Source organism: Serinicoccus sp. JS2-9, assembly GCF_059025165.1.
The window spans coordinates 3226172-3245966 of sequence record NZ_CM180091.1 but is presented as its reverse complement, the minus strand read 5'-3'; the positions used below and the strand labels follow the sequence as shown (position 1 = coordinate 3245966).

At 72.9% G+C, this 19795-nt stretch carries 18 protein-coding genes and 1 tRNA gene; 11 read left to right on the top strand and 8 right to left on the bottom strand.

All coding sequences use genetic code 11. The features are described from left to right. Positions 1-36: 36 nt before the first annotated feature. The 4 genes from AC5PYY_RS15705 to AC5PYY_RS15690 all read left to right on the top strand — a co-directional run bounded on the left by AC5PYY_RS15705 (position 37) and on the right by AC5PYY_RS15690 (position 6220). On the top strand, positions 37-3270 hold the full coding sequence (locus tag AC5PYY_RS15705) for a UPF0182 family membrane protein (RefSeq protein WP_493897714.1): 3234 nt from the start codon (positions 37-39) through the stop codon (positions 3268-3270). Positions 3271-3380: 110 nt separating this feature from the next. Beyond that, positions 3381-3454 (top strand) — tRNA-Met (locus AC5PYY_RS15700). A gap of 112 nt (positions 3455-3566) precedes the next feature. After that, positions 3567-4850, top strand: coding sequence for a M16 family metallopeptidase (locus tag AC5PYY_RS15695; RefSeq protein WP_493897713.1), 1284 nt, complete (start codon positions 3567-3569; stop codon positions 4848-4850). Positions 4851-4894: 44 nt separating this feature from the next. Beyond that, positions 4895-6220, top strand: coding sequence for a M16 family metallopeptidase (locus AC5PYY_RS15690; protein ID WP_493897712.1), 1326 nt, complete (start codon positions 4895-4897; stop codon positions 6218-6220). Between the two features lie 30 nt (positions 6221-6250). On the opposite strand, the gene AC5PYY_RS15685 is transcribed toward AC5PYY_RS15690, so the two are convergent. The 6 genes from AC5PYY_RS15685 to AC5PYY_RS15660 all read right to left on the bottom strand — a co-directional run bounded on the left by AC5PYY_RS15685 (position 6251) and on the right by AC5PYY_RS15660 (position 12530). After that, positions 6251-7168 carry an inositol monophosphatase family protein gene (locus tag AC5PYY_RS15685; protein ID WP_493897711.1) on the bottom strand — a complete coding sequence of 306 codons (918 nt, stop codon included), beginning with the start codon at positions 7166-7168 and terminating at the stop codon, positions 6251-6253. 27 nt (positions 7169-7195) lie between these two features. Continuing rightward, the gene (rsgA, locus tag AC5PYY_RS15680) at positions 7196-8260 is read right to left on the bottom strand and encodes a ribosome small subunit-dependent GTPase A (RefSeq protein WP_493897710.1); all 1065 of its coding nucleotides are present in this window, start codon (positions 8258-8260) and stop codon (positions 7196-7198) included. Further along, entirely contained in the window at positions 8257-9618 is a 1362-nt protein-coding gene (gene aroA / locus AC5PYY_RS15675; RefSeq protein ID WP_493897709.1) for a 3-phosphoshikimate 1-carboxyvinyltransferase, read from the bottom strand. Before aroA ends, rsgA begins: the two co-directional genes overlap by 4 nt. A 77-nt stretch (positions 9619-9695) precedes the next feature. Further along, positions 9696-10415: an alpha/beta hydrolase family protein gene (locus AC5PYY_RS15670; RefSeq protein WP_493897708.1), complete on the bottom strand. Its 720-nt coding sequence runs from the start codon at positions 10413-10415 to the stop codon at positions 9696-9698. Further along, positions 10412-11272: an SOS response-associated peptidase gene (locus tag AC5PYY_RS15665; RefSeq protein ID WP_493897707.1), complete on the bottom strand. Its 861-nt coding sequence runs from the start codon at positions 11270-11272 to the stop codon at positions 10412-10414. The genes AC5PYY_RS15670 and AC5PYY_RS15665 overlap by 4 nt, the downstream gene beginning before the upstream one ends. A gap of 13 nt (positions 11273-11285) precedes the next feature. After that, positions 11286-12530, bottom strand: a complete 1245-nt coding sequence (locus AC5PYY_RS15660) for a pyridoxal phosphate-dependent aminotransferase (RefSeq protein WP_493897706.1) — start codon at positions 12528-12530, stop codon at positions 11286-11288. A gap of 195 nt (positions 12531-12725) precedes the next feature. Here AC5PYY_RS15660 and AC5PYY_RS15655 point away from each other — a divergent pair, with 195 nt between their 5' ends. Beyond that, on the top strand, positions 12726-13382 hold the full coding sequence (locus AC5PYY_RS15655) for a sigma-70 family RNA polymerase sigma factor (protein ID WP_493899396.1): 657 nt from the start codon (positions 12726-12728) through the stop codon (positions 13380-13382). Then, a complete protein-coding gene (gene rsrA, locus AC5PYY_RS15650; RefSeq protein WP_493897705.1) occupies positions 13379-13690 on the top strand; it encodes a mycothiol system anti-sigma-R factor in 312 nt (103 codons plus the stop codon). The genes AC5PYY_RS15655 and rsrA overlap by 4 nt, the downstream gene beginning before the upstream one ends. 84 nt (positions 13691-13774) lie before the next feature. Here the strand turns inward: rsrA and AC5PYY_RS15645 are convergent, their stop codons facing one another. Then, positions 13775-13849 carry a 50S ribosomal protein bL37 gene (locus AC5PYY_RS15645; protein WP_373288732.1) on the bottom strand — a complete coding sequence of 25 codons (75 nt, stop codon included), beginning with the start codon at positions 13847-13849 and terminating at the stop codon, positions 13775-13777. 384 nt (positions 13850-14233) lie between these two features. On the opposite strand from AC5PYY_RS15645, the gene AC5PYY_RS15640 reads away from it, so the two are divergent. Both AC5PYY_RS15640 and AC5PYY_RS15635 read left to right on the top strand, forming a co-directional pair. Then, on the top strand, positions 14234-15610 hold the full coding sequence (locus AC5PYY_RS15640) for an HD-GYP domain-containing protein (protein WP_493897704.1): 1377 nt from the start codon (positions 14234-14236) through the stop codon (positions 15608-15610). A 37-nt stretch (positions 15611-15647) separates the two neighbouring features. Beyond that, entirely contained in the window at positions 15648-16874 is a 1227-nt protein-coding gene (locus tag AC5PYY_RS15635; protein ID WP_493897703.1) for an HD-GYP domain-containing protein, read from the top strand. A gap of 142 nt (positions 16875-17016) precedes the next feature. On the opposite strand, the gene sodN is transcribed toward AC5PYY_RS15635, so the two are convergent. After that, positions 17017-17418 (bottom strand): superoxide dismutase, Ni, encoded by a 402-nt coding sequence (gene sodN / locus AC5PYY_RS15630; RefSeq protein WP_493897702.1) that lies wholly within the window; start codon positions 17416-17418, stop codon positions 17017-17019. Positions 17419-17480: 62 nt separating this feature from the next. Between sodN and tsaB the strand changes: the two genes are divergently transcribed. From tsaB to tsaD, 3 genes are read left to right on the top strand one after another with little or no spacing between them, the layout of a single operon-like run. Further along, a complete protein-coding gene (tsaB, locus tag AC5PYY_RS15625; protein WP_493897701.1) occupies positions 17481-18158 on the top strand; it encodes a tRNA (adenosine(37)-N6)-threonylcarbamoyltransferase complex dimerization subunit type 1 TsaB in 678 nt (225 codons plus the stop codon). Then, entirely contained in the window at positions 18155-18625 is a 471-nt protein-coding gene (gene rimI, locus AC5PYY_RS15620) for a ribosomal protein S18-alanine N-acetyltransferase (protein WP_493897700.1), read from the top strand. The genes tsaB and rimI overlap by 4 nt, the downstream gene beginning before the upstream one ends. After that, a complete protein-coding gene (gene tsaD, locus AC5PYY_RS15615) occupies positions 18618-19664 on the top strand; it encodes a tRNA (adenosine(37)-N6)-threonylcarbamoyltransferase complex transferase subunit TsaD (RefSeq protein WP_493897699.1) in 1047 nt (348 codons plus the stop codon). Before rimI ends, tsaD begins: the two co-directional genes overlap by 8 nt. Positions 19665-19795: the final 131 nt, after the last annotated feature.

Sequence of the window (19795 nt, the reverse complement as noted above, 5' to 3'; positions counted from 1 at the left end):
GTCGGCACGGACCCGCCCGCCGGTTACGCTGGGTGGGTGAGCGAGCGCGATCCCGAGCCTGGCCCTGACCCGGACGAGCCCACCGGCCCTGAGCCCGGTGCGCAGGGCCCCACGCCCGGCGCCGGGGGCGACGCAGACGCCGGGGGGTCCCGCGGCTCCGGGGGCTCGGGCCGCTCAGGGGGCGCCGGGGGATCGGGAGGCGCTGGCGGTTCCGGTGGTTCCGGACGCCCAGGGCCGTCGGGACGCCGTCCCGGTGGGCCGGGTGGTCCCGGCCGGACCGGCGTGCTGCCCCGCGGTCGCCTGCTGCCGACGGTGCTGGTGGTCGTCGCCGTGGTCGCCGTCCTCGGATGGGGAGCGACGCTGTGGACCGAGCTGCTGTGGTATCAGTCGGTCGGCTTCCGGCAGGTGCTGGTGACCCGTCTGGTGACGCAGGCCAGCCTCTTCGTCCTCGCGACGGGTCTGACCGCGGCCATCGTCTGGTCGGGCCTGTGGCTCGGCTGGCGGCACCGGCCCATCTATGCGCCGTCCACCCCTGAGCAGGCGGCTCTCGACCGCTACCGCAGCGCGCTGGACCCAGTCCGCAGGCTGGTCTTCGTCGCGGTGCCCGCGGTGCTCGGGCTCTTCGCCGGGACGGCCGCCGCCGCGCAGTGGCAGACGGTGCTGCTCTTCCTCAACCGGCAGCCCTTCGGCCAGGAGGACCCGCACCACGGCATCGACATCGGGTTCTTCGTCTTCAGCCTGCCGTTCTGGCAGATGATCGTCTCCTTCGCGACCCTCGTGCTGGGGCTGAGCCTCATCGGTGCCCTGCTGACCCACTACATCTACGGCGGCATCCAGCTGCAGGCGAGCAACCGCGGGGAGCGCACCACGGGCGCCGCCCGCATCCACCTCGTCGTGCTGCTCGGGCTCCTGCTCGTGGTGCGCGCCGCCGGCTACTGGCTCGAGCGCTACACCCTCTCGATGACCGAGCACGCCCGCATCACCGGTATGACGTATACCGACGTCAATGCGCTGCTCCCCACCCGCAGCATCCTGGCGGTGGCGGCGCTGCTGTGCGCGGCGTTCTTCGTCGCCACGATCTGGACCCGGTCCTGGCGGTTGCCGATCATCAGTCTCGTGGGTCTGCTCGTGGTCGCCCTCGTGCTCGGCGGGGCCTACCCCTCGCTCGTGCAGCAGTTCCGCGTCCGGCCCTCGGAGGCGCAGTTGGAGCAGCCCTTCATCCAGCGCGCCATCGATTCGACGTTGCAGGCCTACGGCCTCGAGGACGCCGAGATGATCGACTACGACGCCGAGACCGAGGCCGAGCCCGGACAGCTGCGCAGCGACGCGGCCACCATCCCCGGCATCCGCATCGTGGACCCGTCGATCGTGTCGCCGACCTTCCGCCAGCTGCAGGGTGTCCGCAACTACTACCAGTTCCCCGAGGCGCTCGACGTCGACAGCTACGACATCGACGGGGAGACGGTGGACACGGTCATCGCCGTGCGTGAGCTCAACCTCGACGGCATCTCCGACGGCCAGCGCAACTGGGTCAACGACCACACGGTCTACACCCACGGGTTCGGTGTCGTGGCCGGCTACGGCAACCGCCGGTCGCCGGAGGGTGAGCCGATCTTCTACGAGCGCAACATCCCGCCGGTCGGTGGCCTGGGGGAGTACGAGCCCCGGATCTACTTCGGTGAGTCGTCCCCGACCTACTCCATCGTGGGGGCTCCGGAAGGTGACTCGCCGCGCGAGCTGGACTACCCCGCCAGCGGCCAGGACACCGGTGAGGTGCGCAACACCTACGAGGGTGACGGCGGCGTCCCGATGGGCTCCTTCGTGCGTCGGGCCGCGTATGCCGTGAAGTACCGGCAGATCGAGATCATGCTCTCGGACTCCCTCAACACCGAGTCCCGGATGCTCGACCACCGTGAGCCGCGCGAGCGGGTCGAGCGCGTGGCTCCGTGGCTCCGGCTCGACGGCAACCCCTACCCGGCGGTGGTCGACGGCCGGGTGACGTGGATCGTCGACGGCTACACCGTGACGGACCGCTACCCCTACAGCCAGATGGAGGAGCTCGGCGAGGTCACCCTCGACTCGCTCCAGAGCAGCGCCGCCAACGTGCGGTCGATCGGGGCCGGCCGGGTCAACTACATCCGCAACTCGGTCAAGGCCACCGTCGACGCCTACGACGGGTCGGTGGAGCTCTACGCCTGGGACGAGGAAGACCCGATGCTGCAGGCCTGGTCCTCGGCCTTCGACAACACCGTCCAGCCGATGTCGGAGATCGACGGGCAGCTGATGGACCACTTGCGCTACCCGGAGGACCTGTTCAAGGTGCAGCGGGAGATCCTGTCGCGCTACCACGTCCAGGACGCCGGGTCGTTCTTCACCGGTCAGGACTTCTGGGCCGTCTCGGAGGACCCGAGCGTCGGCGGCGAGTCTCCGCCGGACATGCCGCCGCACTACCTGTCGGTGGCGATGCCGGGGCAGGAGGAGCCCACCTTCAGCCTCACGACGACCTACATCCCCCGAGGCAACCAGCGGCAGAACCTCACGGGCTATCTCGCGGTCGACGCGGATGCCGGCAGCACCTCGGGCGAGCGGCGCGAGGACTTCGGTCAGATGCGGATGCTCGTGCTCCCCCGTGACACGACGGTGCGTGGCCCCGGGCAGTTCCAGAACGACATCAACTCCTCGGACGCCAACTCCGATGCCTTCAGCCAGACGCTGTCGCAGTTCCTCAACCTCAACCGGAGCAACGAGTCCACGGTGCGGCTGGGCAACCTGCTCACGCTGCCGGTCGGTGGCGGCCTGCTCTACGTCGAGCCGGTCTACGTGCAGGCCCAGGGTGGCAACGCCTACCCGCTGCAGCGCGTCGTGGTCGTGGCCTTCGGCAACGACCTCGCCTGGTCCGACACGCTCGATGGGGCGCTCGATGAGCTCTTCGGCGGCGACTCCGGGGCGACGGCAGGCGATGCCGGCGACTCGGGGCCGACGGAAGGTGAGGGCGGCGACGGCGGTGAGACCGGTGGCACGGGCGAGGTGGACGAGGACGCTCTGGCCCAGGCGCTCGAGGACATCCAGACTGCCTACGACGACGGCCAGGCGGCCCTGGCCGAGAGCGACTGGGAGGCCTACGGCGAGGCGCAGCAGCGGCTCGAGGACGCCATCGCCCGCGCCGTGGAGGCCGACCCCTCAGGAGGCTCGGTCAGCGTCGGCGACGAGGAGTCCGGCGACGACGGTTCCGGCAGCGAGGACGAGGCGGGGCAGACCGAGGAGCCGTGATCGATCGCGTCGCGGCGCCGGGCGCCTTACTCCGCTCCGGCTCGCCCACCTGCGGGTATGCGGATTTGGTGTGCGCTTCACCATGACGTAAAGTGGTGGCTACACCACGACGCGGGGTGGAGCAGTTCGGTAGCTCGCCGGGCTCATAACCCGGAGGTCGCAGGTTCAAATCCTGCCCCCGCTACGCATCGCGCCGAGGCGCCAGAAGGGCCCGGACCACACGGTTCGGGCCCTTCGACATGCACGGGGCGGTGCTGCATACCTCGCTGTGACCCGCGTCGTAGGGTGTGGCTCCTATGCCGCTGGACTTCCCGATCGAGAGCCGGACGCTGCCCAACGGGCTGCGGGTGGTCGTGAGTGAGGACCACGCCGTGCCCAGCGTATCGATCAGCCTGTGGGTCGAGGTGGGGTCGCGGCACGAGCAGGCCGGGCGCACCGGGCTGGCCCACCTCTTCGAGCACCTGATGTTCCAGGGCAGCGAGCTCGTCGCCGAAGGGGAGCACATGTCCGCCCTCATGGCTCACGGCGGTCGGGCCAACGCGACGACCAGCTTCGACCGCACGGCCTACGTCGAATCCGTCCCCAGCACGGTGCTCGACCTGGCGCTGTGGCTCGAGGCGGACCGGCACGGACACCTCATCCCGGCGCTCACGCAGGCGAACCTCGACAACCAGCGCGACGTGGTGGTCGAGGAGAAGCGCCAGCGCTACGACACCGTGCCCTACGGGCGGGCCCTGGCGCACGTGTGCGAGCTGATCTTCCCGGAGGGTCATCCCTACCGGCACCCCACCATCGGGTCGATGGAGGACCTCGCGGCCGCCAGCCTGGACGACGTGCACGACTTCTTCCGGGCGCACTACGGCCCGCGCACCAGCGTGCTCACCCTCGTCGGCGACGTCGCGCCGACCGACGGGTTCGCCCTCGCCGAGCGATACCTCGGCCACCTGGAGGACGGCACCCGGAGTCGGCCACCCCTCGAAGAGCCGCTCGGCCCGCTGCCGGCCCCGCTGCGGCGGGAGCTCACCGAGGAGGTGCCGTCCGAGCGCCTCTACCTCGCGGCGCGGCTCCCGGCGGCGACCGATCCGGAGTTTGTCGCCTGCGCGCTCGCGCTGGACGCCCTCGGCTCGCTGAGCATCTCGCGCCTGCAGCAGCAACTGCTGCGTGGCGCCGAGACGGTGAGCGGGTGCTCGGCGGCGGCTCTCGGACTCCGTGACGGCACCTCCATCGGCCTGCTCATGCTGGACGTCAGCGAAGGGGTCGACGTCGCCCGGGTGGAGGCTCAGGTGCACGAGATCCTGCGCGAGTTCGCGCGCGAGGGTCCCCGGCCCGCCGAGCTGGAGGCGTCGCGCGCCGACACCGAGCGATCCTGGCTCGAGGCGATGGCCGGGTATGACGAGCGCGCCGACCTGCTGAGCCGGGCCGCGGTCTTCTACGACGACCCGGAGCAGGTGAACCGCCATCTGGACGAGGTCCTGGCCGTGACGGCAGAGCAGGTCCGAGATGCGGCCGCGCGGTGGCTGGTGCCCGAGGTGCTCGCCACGCTCTGCTACCGCTCGCTCGACCAGGAGGTGGGTGCGTGAGGCGCCACGTCGCAGTCCCCTCCCGTGTGCGGGAACGCCCACCCGTGGGGCCGCCGCCCCCGTGGGCCTTCCCGGAGCCGCTCTCGACAGTGCTGCCGAACGGTCTGCGCCTGCTGCTGGTGGACCTGCCGGGGCAGCACGTGCTCTCCCTGCGCGTCGCCCTGCGGGCGCCTGCCTCGCACGAGGTACCGGGCACCGAGGGCTCCTCGCTGCTCATGATGCGGTGCCTCGACGAGGGCACCACGTCGCATACCGCGGACGAGCTGGCCGAGCTCACCGAACGGCACGGGATCGCGCTCGGTGCCGGCGCGGGGGAGCGTGGGGTGCACCTCGGGGCCGAGGTCACCGGGCGGCACCTGGGCGTGGCCCTGGATGTGGTGGCCGAGTGCCTGCGTGAGCCGGCCTTCCCCGAGGCGGAGATCGCCCGGCTGGTCCGGCACCGGATCACCGACATCGCGCACGACCTGGCCGATCCGGGAGCCCGGGCGTCCTGGGAGTTCCTGCGCACCTACTTCGACGAGCGCGACCGGCCGCACCTGCCGCTCGGTGGCACGCAGGAGACGGTGGCGAGGCTCACGCCGGAGCTGCTGCATACCCGGCATCAGGCGCTCGGACCTGCGGGCGGGACGGTGGTGCTCGCGGGCGACCTCTCCGCCGTGTCCGATCCGGAGGGTCTGGTGCGCGCCTCGCTCGGCTCGTGGGAGGGGAGCGGGCAGCCGCCCGAACCACCCGGGCCGGCGCGCCGTGCCGAGGAGGCCGCCGGCATCGTGCTGGTGCCGCGCCCTGGGCTCGCCCAGACCGAGCTGTCCCTCGGACGCCCTGGCCCGGACCGGCGCACCTCGCACGGGTGGGGGACCTACCAGGCGCTGGCGCTGCTGCTGGGCGGGTCGCCGCACGCCCGGCTCGATCGTGTGCTGCGGGAGGAGCGGGGCTACACCTACGGCGTGCGGCTCGGCTTCCGCCCCCGGGCGGTCGGTGGCCAGTGCATGGCCGGCGGATCGGTGCGCAGTGACGCGACGGTGCCGGCGCTCGTCGAGATGCTGCGCATCCTCGACACCCCCGGGTCGGATCTCACCGAGCGCGAGGTCCGGGAGGCGGCGGACTTCGCGGCCATGACTGCCCCCGCGCGCTACCTGACCGCTGACACCGTTGCCGACGAGATCGTCTCGCTCATCAGCGACGGGCTGGTGCCGGCGACGGTGACGCGGACGATCGAGGAACTGCGCGAGCTGACGCCAGAGCGCGCTGCCGCCGCGTGGGACGACGTGCGCGACGGACCAGGCTGGACGGTGATCGCCGTGGGAGACCCGGAGCACCGGGAGGGGCTGGAAGGGCTGGGGCTCGGCCCGGTGCGGGTCGCGCCGAGCTGAGGAGGTCGGGGTGAGCTCTGAGGCTGCCGGTCAGCCCTGGGGGCCGTCGCCGGGGGAGAGCATGAGCAGCAGCTCGTCGTGGAAGCGGCCGTTCGAGGACACCACGGGGTGGGCGCCGTGTCGGGCGACCCCGGAGGGACGGGCGTGGTGCTGGGCGGCAGCATGAGCGTGCGGCCCCTCGGCGGCCGCTACGGCGTGCTCGCCGCCGGGGGCGGCGGCCATCGCGCCCAGGCCGAGTGGGGCCGGGGCACCGGTCGGGTCAGTCAGCCGCCCGCCGGCCTCCCGGAGCAGCGGCCCGAGGGTCGCCAGCTGGATCGAGTCGGCCCAGGCCGACAGCCCGAGGTCCACCGCCCCCTCCGCGACCAACGTATGGCTCCAGAAGTCACCGTAGGCGCGCGTGCGCCATACCCGATCGGTGAGGGTGGAGAACCCTGAGCCGTGCGGACCATGCACCCAGGCCGCGACGTCGTCGGCGGAGAGCGACGCGTGCTCGATCACGGAGGTCTGCGACACCCGGATCGTCCGCGCCCGCGCGAGGGTGCGGCCGGTCCAGGCGCCGGCGCCCACGCCTGCCCACCACCGGCGCGACAGCATGGGGGCGGCGACGAGACCGAGGACCGGCTCGTCCTCGACGACGAGCGCGATGAGGGTGGCCCACACCGGCACCCCGCGCACGTAGTTGGCCGAGCCGTCCAGCGGGTCCAGGACCCAGCGCCGGTCGCCGTGCCCGGTGGTCTCCATGGTCCGGCCCTCGACCCGGTCGCGGGGGCGGGTCCGCTGCAGCTGGTGTCGCAGCAGTTCTTCCAGCCGGGTCGCGGCGGGGGTCGTCAACGACCCGTCGGCCGCGATCCCCACCTCCTCGTGGGAGCCGAAGAGATCCAGCGAGGTGCGCTCGACCGCGTCCGCGAGGACATGGGCGAGACGCAGGTCGTCGTCGTATCCAGGCACGCCCTCACGGTAGCCGCTGGGTCGCGCTCAGCCGTGCTCCTCGCCGGTGCGGCTGCGCAGCAGCCGGCGCAGCGACTCCAGCCGCGCCGGGCCGGCGCTGCCCGCGTGGCCGGCGGAGACATAGTCGTCGAGGGCGCAGTCGGGTTCGTCGTGGCTGCAGCCGCGGGGACAGTCCACGGTGCCGGGCACCAGGTCGTCGAAGTGCTCGACGAAGGTCTGCGGGTCGACGTGCCCCAGCCCGAAGGAGCGGACGCCCGGGGTGTCGACCACCCAGCCGCCCTCGGGCAGCTCCAGGGCGATCGCCGAGGTCGAGGTATGACGTCCCCGTCCGGTCACGGCGTTGACCTCACCCACGGCCCGGGAGGCGTCCGGGACCAAGGCGTTGACCAGGGTGGACTTGCCGACGCCCGAGTGACCGACGAGGACGCTGGTGCGGCCCTCGAGCTGGGCCCGGACGGCGGCGACCGCCTCCTGCGCCAGGCACAGGTCGGCCTGACCGTCGTCGGTCCGACTGGCCCGATCGCCCTGATCGACCTGCAGGCTGCGGGTGACGACGGAGGGCACGTCAAGGGCGGTGTAGTGGCGCAGGAAGGCGTCGGCGGGGGCCAGGTCGGCCTTGGTGAGCACGAGCAACGGGTCCAGGCCCGCGTCGTAGGCGGCTACCAGGCACCGGTCGACCATCCGCTCGCGCGGCTCGGGGTCGGCGAGCGCGGTGACGATGACGAGCTGGTCGGCGTTGGCGACGATGACGCGCTCCACGGTGTCGCTGTCGTCGGCACTGCGCCGCAGCACCGTGTCACGCTCCTCGACGCGGACGATCCGGGCCAGCGTGTCGGGCGTGCCCGAGGTGTCGCCGACCATCGCCACCCGGTCCCCGACGACGATCTGGCTGCGGCCGAGCTCCCGTGCCCGCATGGCCACGACGGTGCGGTCCTCGACCCGCGTCGTGTAGCGGCCGCGGTCCACCGTGGTCACCATGCCGAGGACGGCGTCCTCGTGTGCGGGGCGCTCCTTGGTGCGGGGCCGCGAGCCCTTGCGGGAGGGGCGCACCCGGACGTCGGATTCGTCCAGGTGGTCGTAGCGCCCGGTCACTGCTGCTCCCCGGGTGAGCCCGGACCGGGTTCCGGGGCGTCCTCCGGCCCGCCACCGGACGGTATGCCGGTGGCCACCGCCTGCTCCCAGGCCCGGTCGAAGCCCGGGAAGGTCTTGTCGGCGGTCGCGACGTCCTCGACCTCCACCCCGGGCACCACCGCGCCGAGCACCGCCGCGGCCATCGCCATCCGGTGGTCGTGGTAGGTCCGCAGCCGCGCTCCCGTGAGGGGTGCCGGCTCGATCTCCAGCCCGTCGGACGTCTCCCGCGCGGTGGTCCCCAGCCGGGTGAGCTCGGTGACCAGCGCGGCGAGCCGGTCGGTCTCGTGGCCCCGCAGGTGGCCGATGCCGCGCAGCCGGCTCGGGGTCCGGGCGAGGGCACCCAGCGCGGCGACGACGGGGGTGAGCTCGCCGACCTCCGAGAGGTCGAGGTCCACCCCCTCGAGCCGACCCTCGGGGGCTCCCCGGGCGACCAGACCCGCTGCGGTGAGCTCGGTCACCGCGCCCATGGCCGTCAGCACGTCCCGCATCCGGTCGCCGGGCTGGGTGGTCCGCTCCGGCCAGTCCGCGACCACGACGCGGCCCCCCGTGGCCGCCGCGAGGGCGAGGAAGGGCGCCGCGGAGGAGAGGTCGGGCTCGACGGTGACGTCGATCGCCCGCACCGGGCCCGGGTGGACGAGCCAGCTCGTGGGGCTGGTCCGCTCCACCTCGACCCCCACCGTGGCGAGCACGTCGAGCGTCATCTCGATGTGGGGCAGGCTGGGCAGCATCGCGCCGGTGTGCACGAGCCGCAGGCCGTGGGGGTATGCCGTGCCCGCCAGGAGCAGCGCGGACACGAACTGCGAGCTGGCCGAGGCGTCGATCCGCACGACCGGAGAGCGCTCCTTCGCCACGCCCTTCGCTACGACGAAGGGCAGCGTGCCGTGGCCCTCCTCCTTGACCTCCGCCCCGAGCGCGCGCAGCCCGTCGAGGACCGGCCCCACCGGGCGGCTGCGCGCCGAGTGGTGTCCGTCGAAGCGCACCGGGCCGTCGGCCAGCGCGGCCAGGGGCGGCACGAACCGCATCACGGTGCCGGCCTGCCCGCAGTCGATGTCCACGCCGCCGCGCAGGCCGTCCTGGGGTGGTCGGACCGTCCACCGGGCGTCGTCGGCGTTGTCCACCTCGGCGCCGAGCGCGCGCAGCGCCGCGACCATTCGGTCGCTGTCGCGGGACCGCAGCGGGTGCGCGAGGGTGCTGCTGCCCTGCGCCAGGAGCGCGAGCACGAGCCAGCGGTTGGTGAGCGACTTGCTGCCCGGGACCCGCACCCGCGCGTCGATCGGGCCGGTCGAGGTGGGGGCGGCCCAGGTCGGCGCGTCGGTCATCGGGTCGGGCTCCTACTGCTGCTCGGGCGGTCTGGTCGGCGTGGACGGCCGATGATCCAACCTAGCGCGCGGCCCCGCTACGCGAGCTGGGTGCGGATCCCGGCGAGGAAGGTGGCGGCGAGCTGCCGCACCCGGTCGAGGTCGCGCGTGGGGGAGTGGGTGCCGGGCACGGCGTGCACAAGCGGGGCCGGCCGGTCGTCGAAGGCCTCGACGATCTCCTGCGCTGTGCCCATCGGGTCCCGGGTGCCGGCGATCACGACCGTGGGCAGACCGGCCGCCGGCGGACCCGCGAGCTCCTCGAGCCGGCTGCGTTCGGGTCGCCCGGGCGGGTGGAGCGGGAAGGCGAGGCACAGCACACCCGCGACGCCGGGCACCGGGGCACCCGCGGAGGTGACGCTCGTCCGGCACGCCACGCGCGCCCCGGCGCTGCGCCCGCCGTAGACCCAGGGCCGCGGAAGGGGGTTGCCGTCGGGCGCCGCGTCCCCGCTGCTGAGCTCGGCGACCAGCTCCAACCACGCCCGGTCCAGCGTCGGTGGTGGGGTGGCGATCTTGCGCCCCGCGACCCGCCAAGGCTGGTCAACGAGGACCACCGTCCATCCTTCGGTATGCAGCGTGGTCAGCGCGCGCACGTCGGCGGCGTCGCGCGCGCCCCCGGCGCCGTGGCCGAGCAGGAGGGTCCCGCCGGCCACCGCGCCATCCGCCGGCCGGGGCCGCACCACCCGCACCTGGGCCGGCCCGAGCGAGGTCGGCACCTCAAGGCGGGGGAGGTCGAGGTGCGCCGCCACCTCGTCGGTCACGACCCGAGCACCTCACCGGTCGCCGGGTCGACCGCGCCGACGAGTTCGTCCCGCGGGACCGGCTCCACCAGCTCCGGCCCCGAGCTGCGCGAGCTGCCGACCGCGCGGCCCACCGCCCAGGCCTGGAAGCGACCGGGCACGTGCGCGGCCCGCACCAGGTCACGCACGTCGTCCGGGTCGGTGACGGCGGGGTCCAGCCAGTCGGCCCACTGCTCCGGCTCCAGGGCGAGCGGCTGCCGGTCGTGGATGCGGTCCAGTCCGGGCTCGGCGGCGGTCGTCACGACGGTGAACGACACGACCCAGGACAGCGGGTCCTCGGCGGGTGCGTCCGCGTTCTTCCAGAACTCGTAGAGGCCGCCCAGCGCGAGCGGGGTGTCGTCGGCGCGGCTGACGTAGAAGGGCTGCTTGCGGGGCTTGCCCTTGGCATCCGTGGCGACCGGGCTCACCTGCCACTCGTACCACCCGCTGATCGGCACCAGGCAGCGCCGCACCGTCGCCGGCCGGGCGAAGGCCGGCTTGTCGAGCATAGTCTCCGCGCGGGCGTTGATCATGCGGGCCCCGATGGAGGGGTCCTTGGCCCACGAGGGCACGAGGCCCCAGGTGAGCAACCGCAGCTGGCGGGCCGCAGCGGGCTCGCCGTCGTGGGTGTCCGTGCGCGAGCCCTGCTGCCGGGGTGCCCGGGTCAGCACGACCGGGGCCTGCTTGCTGGGCGCCATGTTGTAGTCCGGCTCCCCGGGCGGCGGCTGCTGCGGGTTCTTGAGCACGCTGGCGCTGCGCTCGTCCGTGGCGTCGAGCTCCACGTCGTAGGCCTCGATGAGCTCGTCGGGGTGCGCGCTCGCGGCATACCTCCCGCACATCAGCGAGGTCCGCTCACTGCCGGTAGCTCGCGAGGAAGTTGCCCATCCGCTCCAGGGCGGCCCGCAGGTCGGTGCCCCATGGCAGCGTCACCACCCGGAGGTGGTCGGGCGCCGGCCAGTTGAAGCCGGTGCCGTGCACGACGAGGATCTTCTCCTGCTCGAGCAGGTCGAGGCACAGCTGCACGTCGTCATGGATCTCGTGCACCTCGGGGTCCAGCCGGGGGAAGACGTAGAGCGCGCCGCGGGGGGTGACGCAGCTGACACCGTCCATGGCGTCCAGCATCGAGACGGCGATGTCGCGCTGCTCGGCGATCCGACCGCCGGGGCGGATGAGGTCCTCGATGCTCTGGTGCCCGGAGACCGCCACCTGGATGGCGTGCTGGGCCGGCACGTTGGGGCACAGGCGGGTGGAGGCCAGCAGCTCCACGCCCTCCAGGAAGCCCTTGGCGTGGCTCGTGGGGCCGGTGATCGCCATCCAGCCGGCCCGGTAGCCCGCGACCCGGTAGGTCTTGGACAGGCCGTTGAAGGTGAAGCAGAGCAGGTCCGGGGCCAACGAGGCGAGGGAGACGTGCGTCGCGCCGTCGAAGACGATCCGGTCGTAGATCTCGTCGGCGAGCAGCAGCAACGAGTGCTCCCGCGCCAGCTCCACGATCTGCTCGAGCACCTCCCGCGAGTAGACGGCGCCGGTCGGGTTGTTGGGGTTGATGACGACGATCGCCTTGGTGCGTGGGGTGATCTTGGCGCGGATGTCCTCGATCGAGGGGTTCCAGCCGTCGGACTCGTCGCACAGGTAGTGCCGGGGCACCCCTCCACCCAGGGTGGTCGCGGCGGTCCACAGGGGGTAGTCCGGTGCCGGCACGAGCACCTCGTCGCCCGGGTCCAGCAGGGCCTGCAGGCTGAGCATGATGAGCTCGCTCACCCCGTTGCCGAGATAGACGCTGTCGACGTCCAGATCCGGGAACCCGGGCTCGTCCTGGTAGCGGGAGACCACCGCGCGGCGCGCCGGCAGGATGCCCTTGGACTCCGAGTAGCCCTGCGCGTGCGGCAGGGCCGCGATCATGTCCTGCACGATGATGTCGGGCGCCTCGAAGCCGAAGGGCGCCGGGTTGCCGATGTTGAGCTTGAGGATCCGATGCCCCTCGGCCTCCAGCGCTGCAGCCCGTGCGGCGACCGGCCCACGGATCTCGTAGAGGACGTTCTGCAGCTTGGCCGGCTGCGTCAACGGGCGCAGCTGCGGCGATCGGGATGTCGGGGTCACCGCACCATGGTCCCATCCGGCGGCGCCACGTCGGCGCAGGCCGGGTGGGGAATGTCCGCGCCCGGCCCCGGCGTTGACGACGACGTCCCACACCGCTGCACCGAGGAGGCAACCCCCGTGCTGACCGCCATCCTGGCTCCGGGCGAACGCGCCGGGGCCTTCGCCCTCACGGGCGACGGGCTACGCTGGACGACGATGACTACCGATCAGCCGATCGTCGACGAGGCCGCTGCCGATGCCGTCGACGACGCCAACGTCGACGTGGCGAGCGAGTCGCCGGAGGAGCGCGCAGCGCGCTTCGAGCGCGAGGCCATGCCGCTGCTGGACCAGATGTACAGCGCGGCCCTGCGCACGACCCGCAACCCGACCGATGCCGAGGACCTGGTCCAGGAGACCTACGCGAAGGCCTTCGCGGCCTTCCACCAGTACCGCCCCGGCACCAACCTGCGGGCCTGGATGTACCGCATCCTCACGAACACCTACATCAACAGCTACCGCAAGAAGCAGCGTCAGCCGCTTGAGTCGGACTCCGCAGAGGTGGAGGACTACCAGCTGGCCCGGGCGGCCTCCCACAGCTCGACCGGGCTGCGCTCGGCCGAGGCCGAGGCGCTGGACCACCTCCCGGACAGCGACGTGACCCGGGCACTGGCGAGCATCGGCGAGGACTTCCGCATGGCGGTCTACCTCGCCGACGTCGAAGGCTTCGCCTACAAGGAGATCGCCGAGATCATGGAGACCCCGATCGGGACCGTGATGTCGCGTCTGCACCGGGGACGCAAGCAGCTGCGCGAGTTGCTCAACGACTACGCCGTCGAGCGCGGCATCGTCAAGCAGGGGGAGGGATCGTCATGACCGAGCGGCACGACCACCCCACCAGCGGGGCCCCGGGTGAGGATCAGCGTCCCGAGGCCGTCGACTGCGCCGACGTCGTCCTGCGGCTCTTCGAGTTCGTCGACAACGAGACGAACCCCCCGGACCGTGCCCGGATCCAGGCGCACCTCGACGAGTGCGGCTCCTGCCTGGCGGAGTACGACCGCGACCTGTTGCTCAAGGCCCTCGTCCGGCGTGCCTGCACCCGACAGAGCGCCCCGGACCAGCTCCGCGCGCAGATCCTCACGCGCATCACGAGCGTCACGGTCGTGACGCGCCCCCAGCGCTGAGCGCCTCACCGTACGACGAGGGCCGACCGGATGATCCCGGTCGGCCCTCGTCGTCGTGCACCACGCATCGGTGCACGGGTGGTCTCAGGCGTTCGGCTTGCGGCCGTGGTTGGCCGCCTTCTTCTTACGGTCACGACGCTTGCGGGCGCGCTTGCTCATCGGTCCTCCCGGGGTCGGTGATGGTCTGTCGGTGCTGCCCCAGTGTCCCACAGCGCCCCGGCGGGCCAGGCCATGTGATCTCGGTCACATAAAGAGTAAAGAGTTGTTCAAGATTCGCCCAGCAGGCGCTTCCGGGTCCTGCCTGTCCGGGCGTGCTGTGGGACCCTAGGACGCAGGCCAGCCGACCTGGCTGATGATGCTCCTACCCCTCCAGGAGCACCAACGGAAGGACACCATCATGCTGCAGCTCATCGCGGACTTCGTCGCCAACGCGGGCTTCTTCGACGCCCTGTGGAACGCCATCCAGATCATCTCCTGGGAGGACTGACGCAGGGAAACACCCGTAGCGAGGGCGTGGATCGACGCGATCCACGCCCTTCGCGCGTGCCGGTGACGCTTCTCATCGCCGCACTCGCGGCGCTGGCGACGCTGATGGCGCTCGCCGGACGGGCCTGGCTCCACCTGGACTCTGCCGTCGGGCCGGGAGTCCTGGCGCTGCTACTCGGGCTCGCGACGGTCGGCGTGCTGCTGCGTGAGCGGGGCCTGGGGCCGCACTGGGGCATCTCGGTGGCCACCGTCGTCCTGGCTGCCACGATCCCGTTGGCCGGACCGGTCGGCGCCACCCTCGTGGGCGGGCTGTCCTATCTCGCCGACGTCCGCGCCCGCACCTGGCAGACGCGTCTGTTCAACGCGGCGATGACCGCTGCCGTGGGTGCTGCCGGCGGCGTCTGCTACCTGCTCGTCGGGGGGCGGCTCATCCCTGACGTGCCGACATCGACCGAGTGGTTGCTGCTGCGGGTCGGAGTCCCGCTGGGAATCGCGTATGCCGTCATGGCCGTGGTCAACGCGCTCTGTATCGGTGCGATGTCGGCCGTGGTGCGCGGCACGCGGGTGCTCACCGTGGCGCAGTCGGCCCTCCGGAGTCTGGGCTGGGCCTATCTCACGCACGTCGTCATCGGCTTTCTCTTCGTCGTGCTGTGGGGCCCCGTGGGCCTCGGTCCGTGGGCGGCGCTGTTCATCCTCGGGCCGCTCCTGGTGGCGCACTGGACCATCGGTCGCGAGGCGCTGGCCCGACGCGAGCACCAGGAGACGGTCGCCACCTTCGTGGCGGCGTTGGAGCAGGCCGATCCGGCCTCGGTGGGCCACAGCGCCCGGGTCGCCGACCTGGCGGAGGCGCTGGGGGCCGAGCTCGGTGTCCGCGGGCACCAGGCGGAGGAACTGCGCTACGCCGCCCTGCTGCACGACATCGGGATGATCGTGGTCCGGCCCGAGCTGCCGGTCGAGGCCAAGAGCTCGGACGTGGACTACCTCACCGCGCTCAGCGCACATCCGCAGGCCGGGGTCAACGTGCTCGGGGGGCTGGACTTCCTCGCGGGCGCGCTCCCGGCGATCGCGCACCACCACGAGCGCTGGGACGGACGCGGATACCCCTCGGGCCTGCAGGGCGAGGCCATCCCCCTGTCGGCCCGGATCATCGCCGTCGCCGACGCGTTCGACGCGCTGACCTCTGGGCCGGACGGTCGCGCCGACACCGATGCCGTGGCGCTCGCCGCGATCCACGGGCGGGCTGGGACCCATCTGGACCCGGCGGTGGTCGCCGCGCTCGACTCCGTGGTGGGCCGGCAGGGCGCTGCCGCGCGCACGTCGGGGCCCGGCACCTCGGCCAGCCAGTCCGTGCGCCGGCTGCCGGACCACGACCACCCCCGCGTCAGCGACTCCTTCGCCGACTGGCAGCCCGAGCCGGCGGCACGCCAGCCATGAGGGCCGGGGACGCCGGCCGAGGGCCGAGGGGGCGGCGATGGCGCTGACGTGGGTCGTCGCGCTCGTCGGACTGCTCGCGATGATCATCGGCGAGGCCTGGCGCGTGGCCCCACCGAGCCGGGTGCGGGACGCGCCCCTGTCGCAGGCGACGGCGCTGGCCCTGGCGATGTCCACCGCCTGGCCGATCTCCGAGGCCGCCCCGCACGCGCTGCCCAGCGTCCTGGGGCCGCTCCTGCTGTGCGCCGCGGCCGTCCTGCTCGTGGCCGCAGCGCGCCGCCGCCCCCGACACCTGGTCGAGGATCTGCTGCGCCTGTGCAGCTGCGCGCTCATCGCCGGGCTGCTGGTGCGGATCGACGCACCCTTCGGCAGGAGTCTCTTCGAGCAGATCTGGGAACCAGAGGGGAGCATCGCGCTCATCGCGTTGGCGCTGCTCGTCGTGGCCGTCGTCGCCGTCTCGGTGCCGATCATGGTCCGAGCCGCCCGGCGCGGACTCCAGGGCCGGGAGTCGGTGCGCTCGGCGTTGTTCACCGATCTGGGCAGGCACGGGCCGGTAGCGCTGGCCACGGCCTCGACGGCCGTCGTCATGGCGCTCGCGCTCACCGAGCTCGGCCCCGCCAGCCTCATGCTCTTCCTCGTGCCGCTCCTGGTGCTCCAGCCCGCCGTGGCCCGGCAGCGCAGCATCCGGCTGGCGCAGCGCCAGACCATGTTCGCGTTGGCGCGGCTCCCGGAGGAGGCGGGGTTGACCGCCGCCGGTCACAGCGCCCGCGTCGCGTCCCTGGCGGTCCCGGTGGCCCGGGAGCTGGGGGTGGAGGGCACCGACCTCTCGGAGGTCGAGGCGGCGGCTCTGCTGCACGACATCGGCCAGGTCGGTCTGCTCCGGCCGGTCCCCGGCGGGGCGACGGTGGAGGTGTCCGGGCGTGACCAGCGTCGGATCGCCGGCACCGGCTCGGCGATCCTGGCCCGCACCGCCGAGCTGTCCCACCTGGCCTCGCTGGTCGCCGACGTCGGGATCCCGCACCACCGCGCGCAACAGCGCGGTGATGTGCCGGTCGCCTCGCGGATCGTGCGCGTCGTCTCCGCCTACGACGACCTCACCGGCCGGGCCACCCGGCTCGTCGGCGGCCACAGCCCGGTCGACGCGGTGGAGCGCATCCTGCGCAACACCCCCCACGACTTCGACCCGCTCGTCGTGGTCGCCCTCATCCGGCAGCTGGAGCGTCGGGGCGTGCTCACCCCGGCGCAGGCGGCCGAGCTGCGGGACTGAGGACCCCCGGGCACCTCGGAGCCCAGTCCCCGAGCCTGTCGAGCCACGTGCTTGTCGGCCAGCGGCCCCGGTCGGCCTCGGCCCGGACACACATCAGGGCCGCCCCCTCACGGGAGCGGCCCTGACGCACAGATCGTGGGCGTCAGCCCTTCTTGGTCTCGGCGAAGATCTCGGCGATCCGGTCGATCTTGGCCAGCAGCTCGTCCGCGGTCTCCACGGAGTGCGTGCCCTTGGTGCCGGCGGCACCGGCGAGCTTGGTCGCCTCGTTGACGAGGGTGTGCAGCTCGGGGTACTTCTCGAAGTGCGGCGGCTTGAAGTAGTCGGTCCACAGCACCCACAGGTGGTGCTTGACGAGCTCGGAGCGCTGCTCCTTGATCAGGGTCGCCCGGATGAGGAACTCCTGGTCGTCGTTGTCGCGGCACTTCTCGCAGATCGCCTTGATCGACTCGGCCTCGATGCGGGCCTGCGCGGGGTCATAGACACCGCAGGGCAGGTCGCAGTGTGCGCTGACCTCGATGGTGGGGGCGAAGAAACTGGTGAACATCAGCCATCCTTTGTGCGTAGGTCGAACGGGGGCTCCAACAGCCCCAACGTTAACCTGAGGCGGTGCTGCTCGCGATCGACACCGCCACCTCCGCCATGGGCGCCGCGCTCCACGACGGCGACCAGGTGCGCGCGGAGATCACCGAGCACGACGCCCGGCGGCACGGGGAGCTGCTGGCCCCGGCCGTGGCCGCGGCCCTGGAGCAGGCTGGTGCGTCCACAGCAGACCTCGACGCGATCGTCTGCGGGGTGGGGCCGGGCCCGTTCACCGGGCTACGGGTCGGTGTGGTCACCGCCCTCGTCCTGGCGCTGAGCCGAGGGCTCCCGGCGCCGACCGGCATCTGCTCGCTCGACGCGCTGGCGCATGAGGTGCGCGGCCGGCATACCGGACCGCTCCTGGTGGCGACCGACGCCCGGCGCAAGGAGGTCTACTGGGCCACCTACGACGTGCGCCCCGAGGGGGCGCGCCGGCTCGACGGCCCCGCCGTGGCGCGGGCGGGTGACCTGCCGGAGGAGGTGCGGACGTTGCCCACCGTCGGCCGCGGCCCGTCGCTCTATCCCGACGCTCTCACCGCCCCCCTGCCGGACGGGCCCCTCGACGTGTCGGCCGCGGCGCTGGCCGAGCTCGCGATCGCCCTGCGCTCGGGAGACCACCCTGATCCGGCGTCGGCGGACCTGCTGCTCGCGCCGGAGCCGCTCTACCTGCGCCGGCCCGACGCCGTGGAGATGCGGTCGCCGTGACCGCGACGACCACGCGGCTGCGGGAGGCGAGCTGGCGCGACATACCTCGGCTGGCGGACGTGGAGCGGGCCGCCTTCGCCGACGACCCGTGGGACGAGCCGACTCTCTGGGCCGAGCTCGCGCAGCGGCCGCGGCGGCACTACGTCGTCGCCGACGACGGCAGCGGGGAGAACGGACTGCAGGGGTATGCCGGCCTCGACCTCGGCGGCGACGTCGCCGACGTCATGACGGTCGCGGTCCATCCCGAGGCGCGCGGGACGGGCCTGGGTGCACGGTTGCTGGAACACCTGCACGCGGTGGCTCGCTCCGCGGGCGCCGACGGCATCATGCTGGAGGTGCGCGCCGACAACGGGGCGGCCCGTGGGCTCTACGACACCCGCGGATACCAGGTGGTGCACACCCGGCCGCGCTACTACCGAGGCGGCGTCGACGCGCTGGTCATGCGCAAGGAGCTGGACGATGAGTGAACCCCTGGTGCTCGGGATCGAGACGAGCTGCGACGAGACCGGGGTCGGGCTGGTCCGGGGCGAGACCCTGCTCTTCGACGCCATCGCCAGCAGCGTGGACGAGCACGCCCGCTTCGGTGGAGTCGTGCCGGAGGTCGCCAGCCGGGCCCACCTGGAGGCGATGGTCCCGACGATCGAACGGGCCTGCCGGGAGGCCGGCGTGCGGCTCCAGGACGTCGATGCCGTCTCCGTGACCGCCGGGCCAGGCCTGGCCGGCGCGCTGCTGGTCGGCGTCGCCGCGGCCAAGGCGCTCGCTGTCGGGCTCGGGGTGCCGATCTACGGCGTCAACCACCTGGCGGCCCACGTCGCGGTCGACGTCGTCGAGCACGGGCCGCTGCCGGAGCCGACGATGGGGCTGCTCGTGAGCGGGGGACACTCCAACCTGCTCCTCGTCCCGGACGTCACCGAGGACGTGCGCTCCCTCGGCGCGACGATCGACGACGCCGCGGGGGAAGCCTTCGACAAGGTGGCGCGCGTCCTGGGGCTGCCCTTCCCCGGCGGGCCGCACATCGACCGCGTGGCCCGCGAGGGCGACCAGGTCGCCATCGACTTCCCGCGCGGCCTGACCTCGGGTCGCGACCTGCAACGGCACCGCTTCGACTACTCTTTCTCCGGCCTCAAGACTGCTGTCGCCCGCTGGGTCCGCGCTCGAGAGGAGGCGGGGGAGCCGGTGCCCGTCGCCGACGTCGCCGCCAGCTTCCAGGAGGCGGTCGTGGACGTCCTCACCCGCAAGGCGGTCCTCGCCTGCGCCGAGCACGGTGTCGACGACCTGCTCATCGGCGGCGGCGTGGCCGCCAACAGCCGGCTCCGTGCGCTCGCCCAGGAGCGCTGCGACGCGGCAGGCATCCGGCTGCGGGTGCCCCGCCCCGGCCTGTGCACCGACAACGGGGCGATGGTCGCCGCCCTCGGTGCCCAGCTCGTCACCCGGGGCCGCGAGGCCAGCCGGCTCGACCTGCCGGCTGACTCCTCCCAGCCGGTCGAGCAGATCCGCAGCGCCTGAATCCGACTGGCCGCGCGGTATGCCGTGACTGGCCGCGCGGTCTGCCGTGACTGGCCGCGCGGTATGTCGTGACTGCCCGCGCAGTCTGCGGTGGCGGCCGCGCGGAGGACCCGGCGTGCCGCCCCGGATCC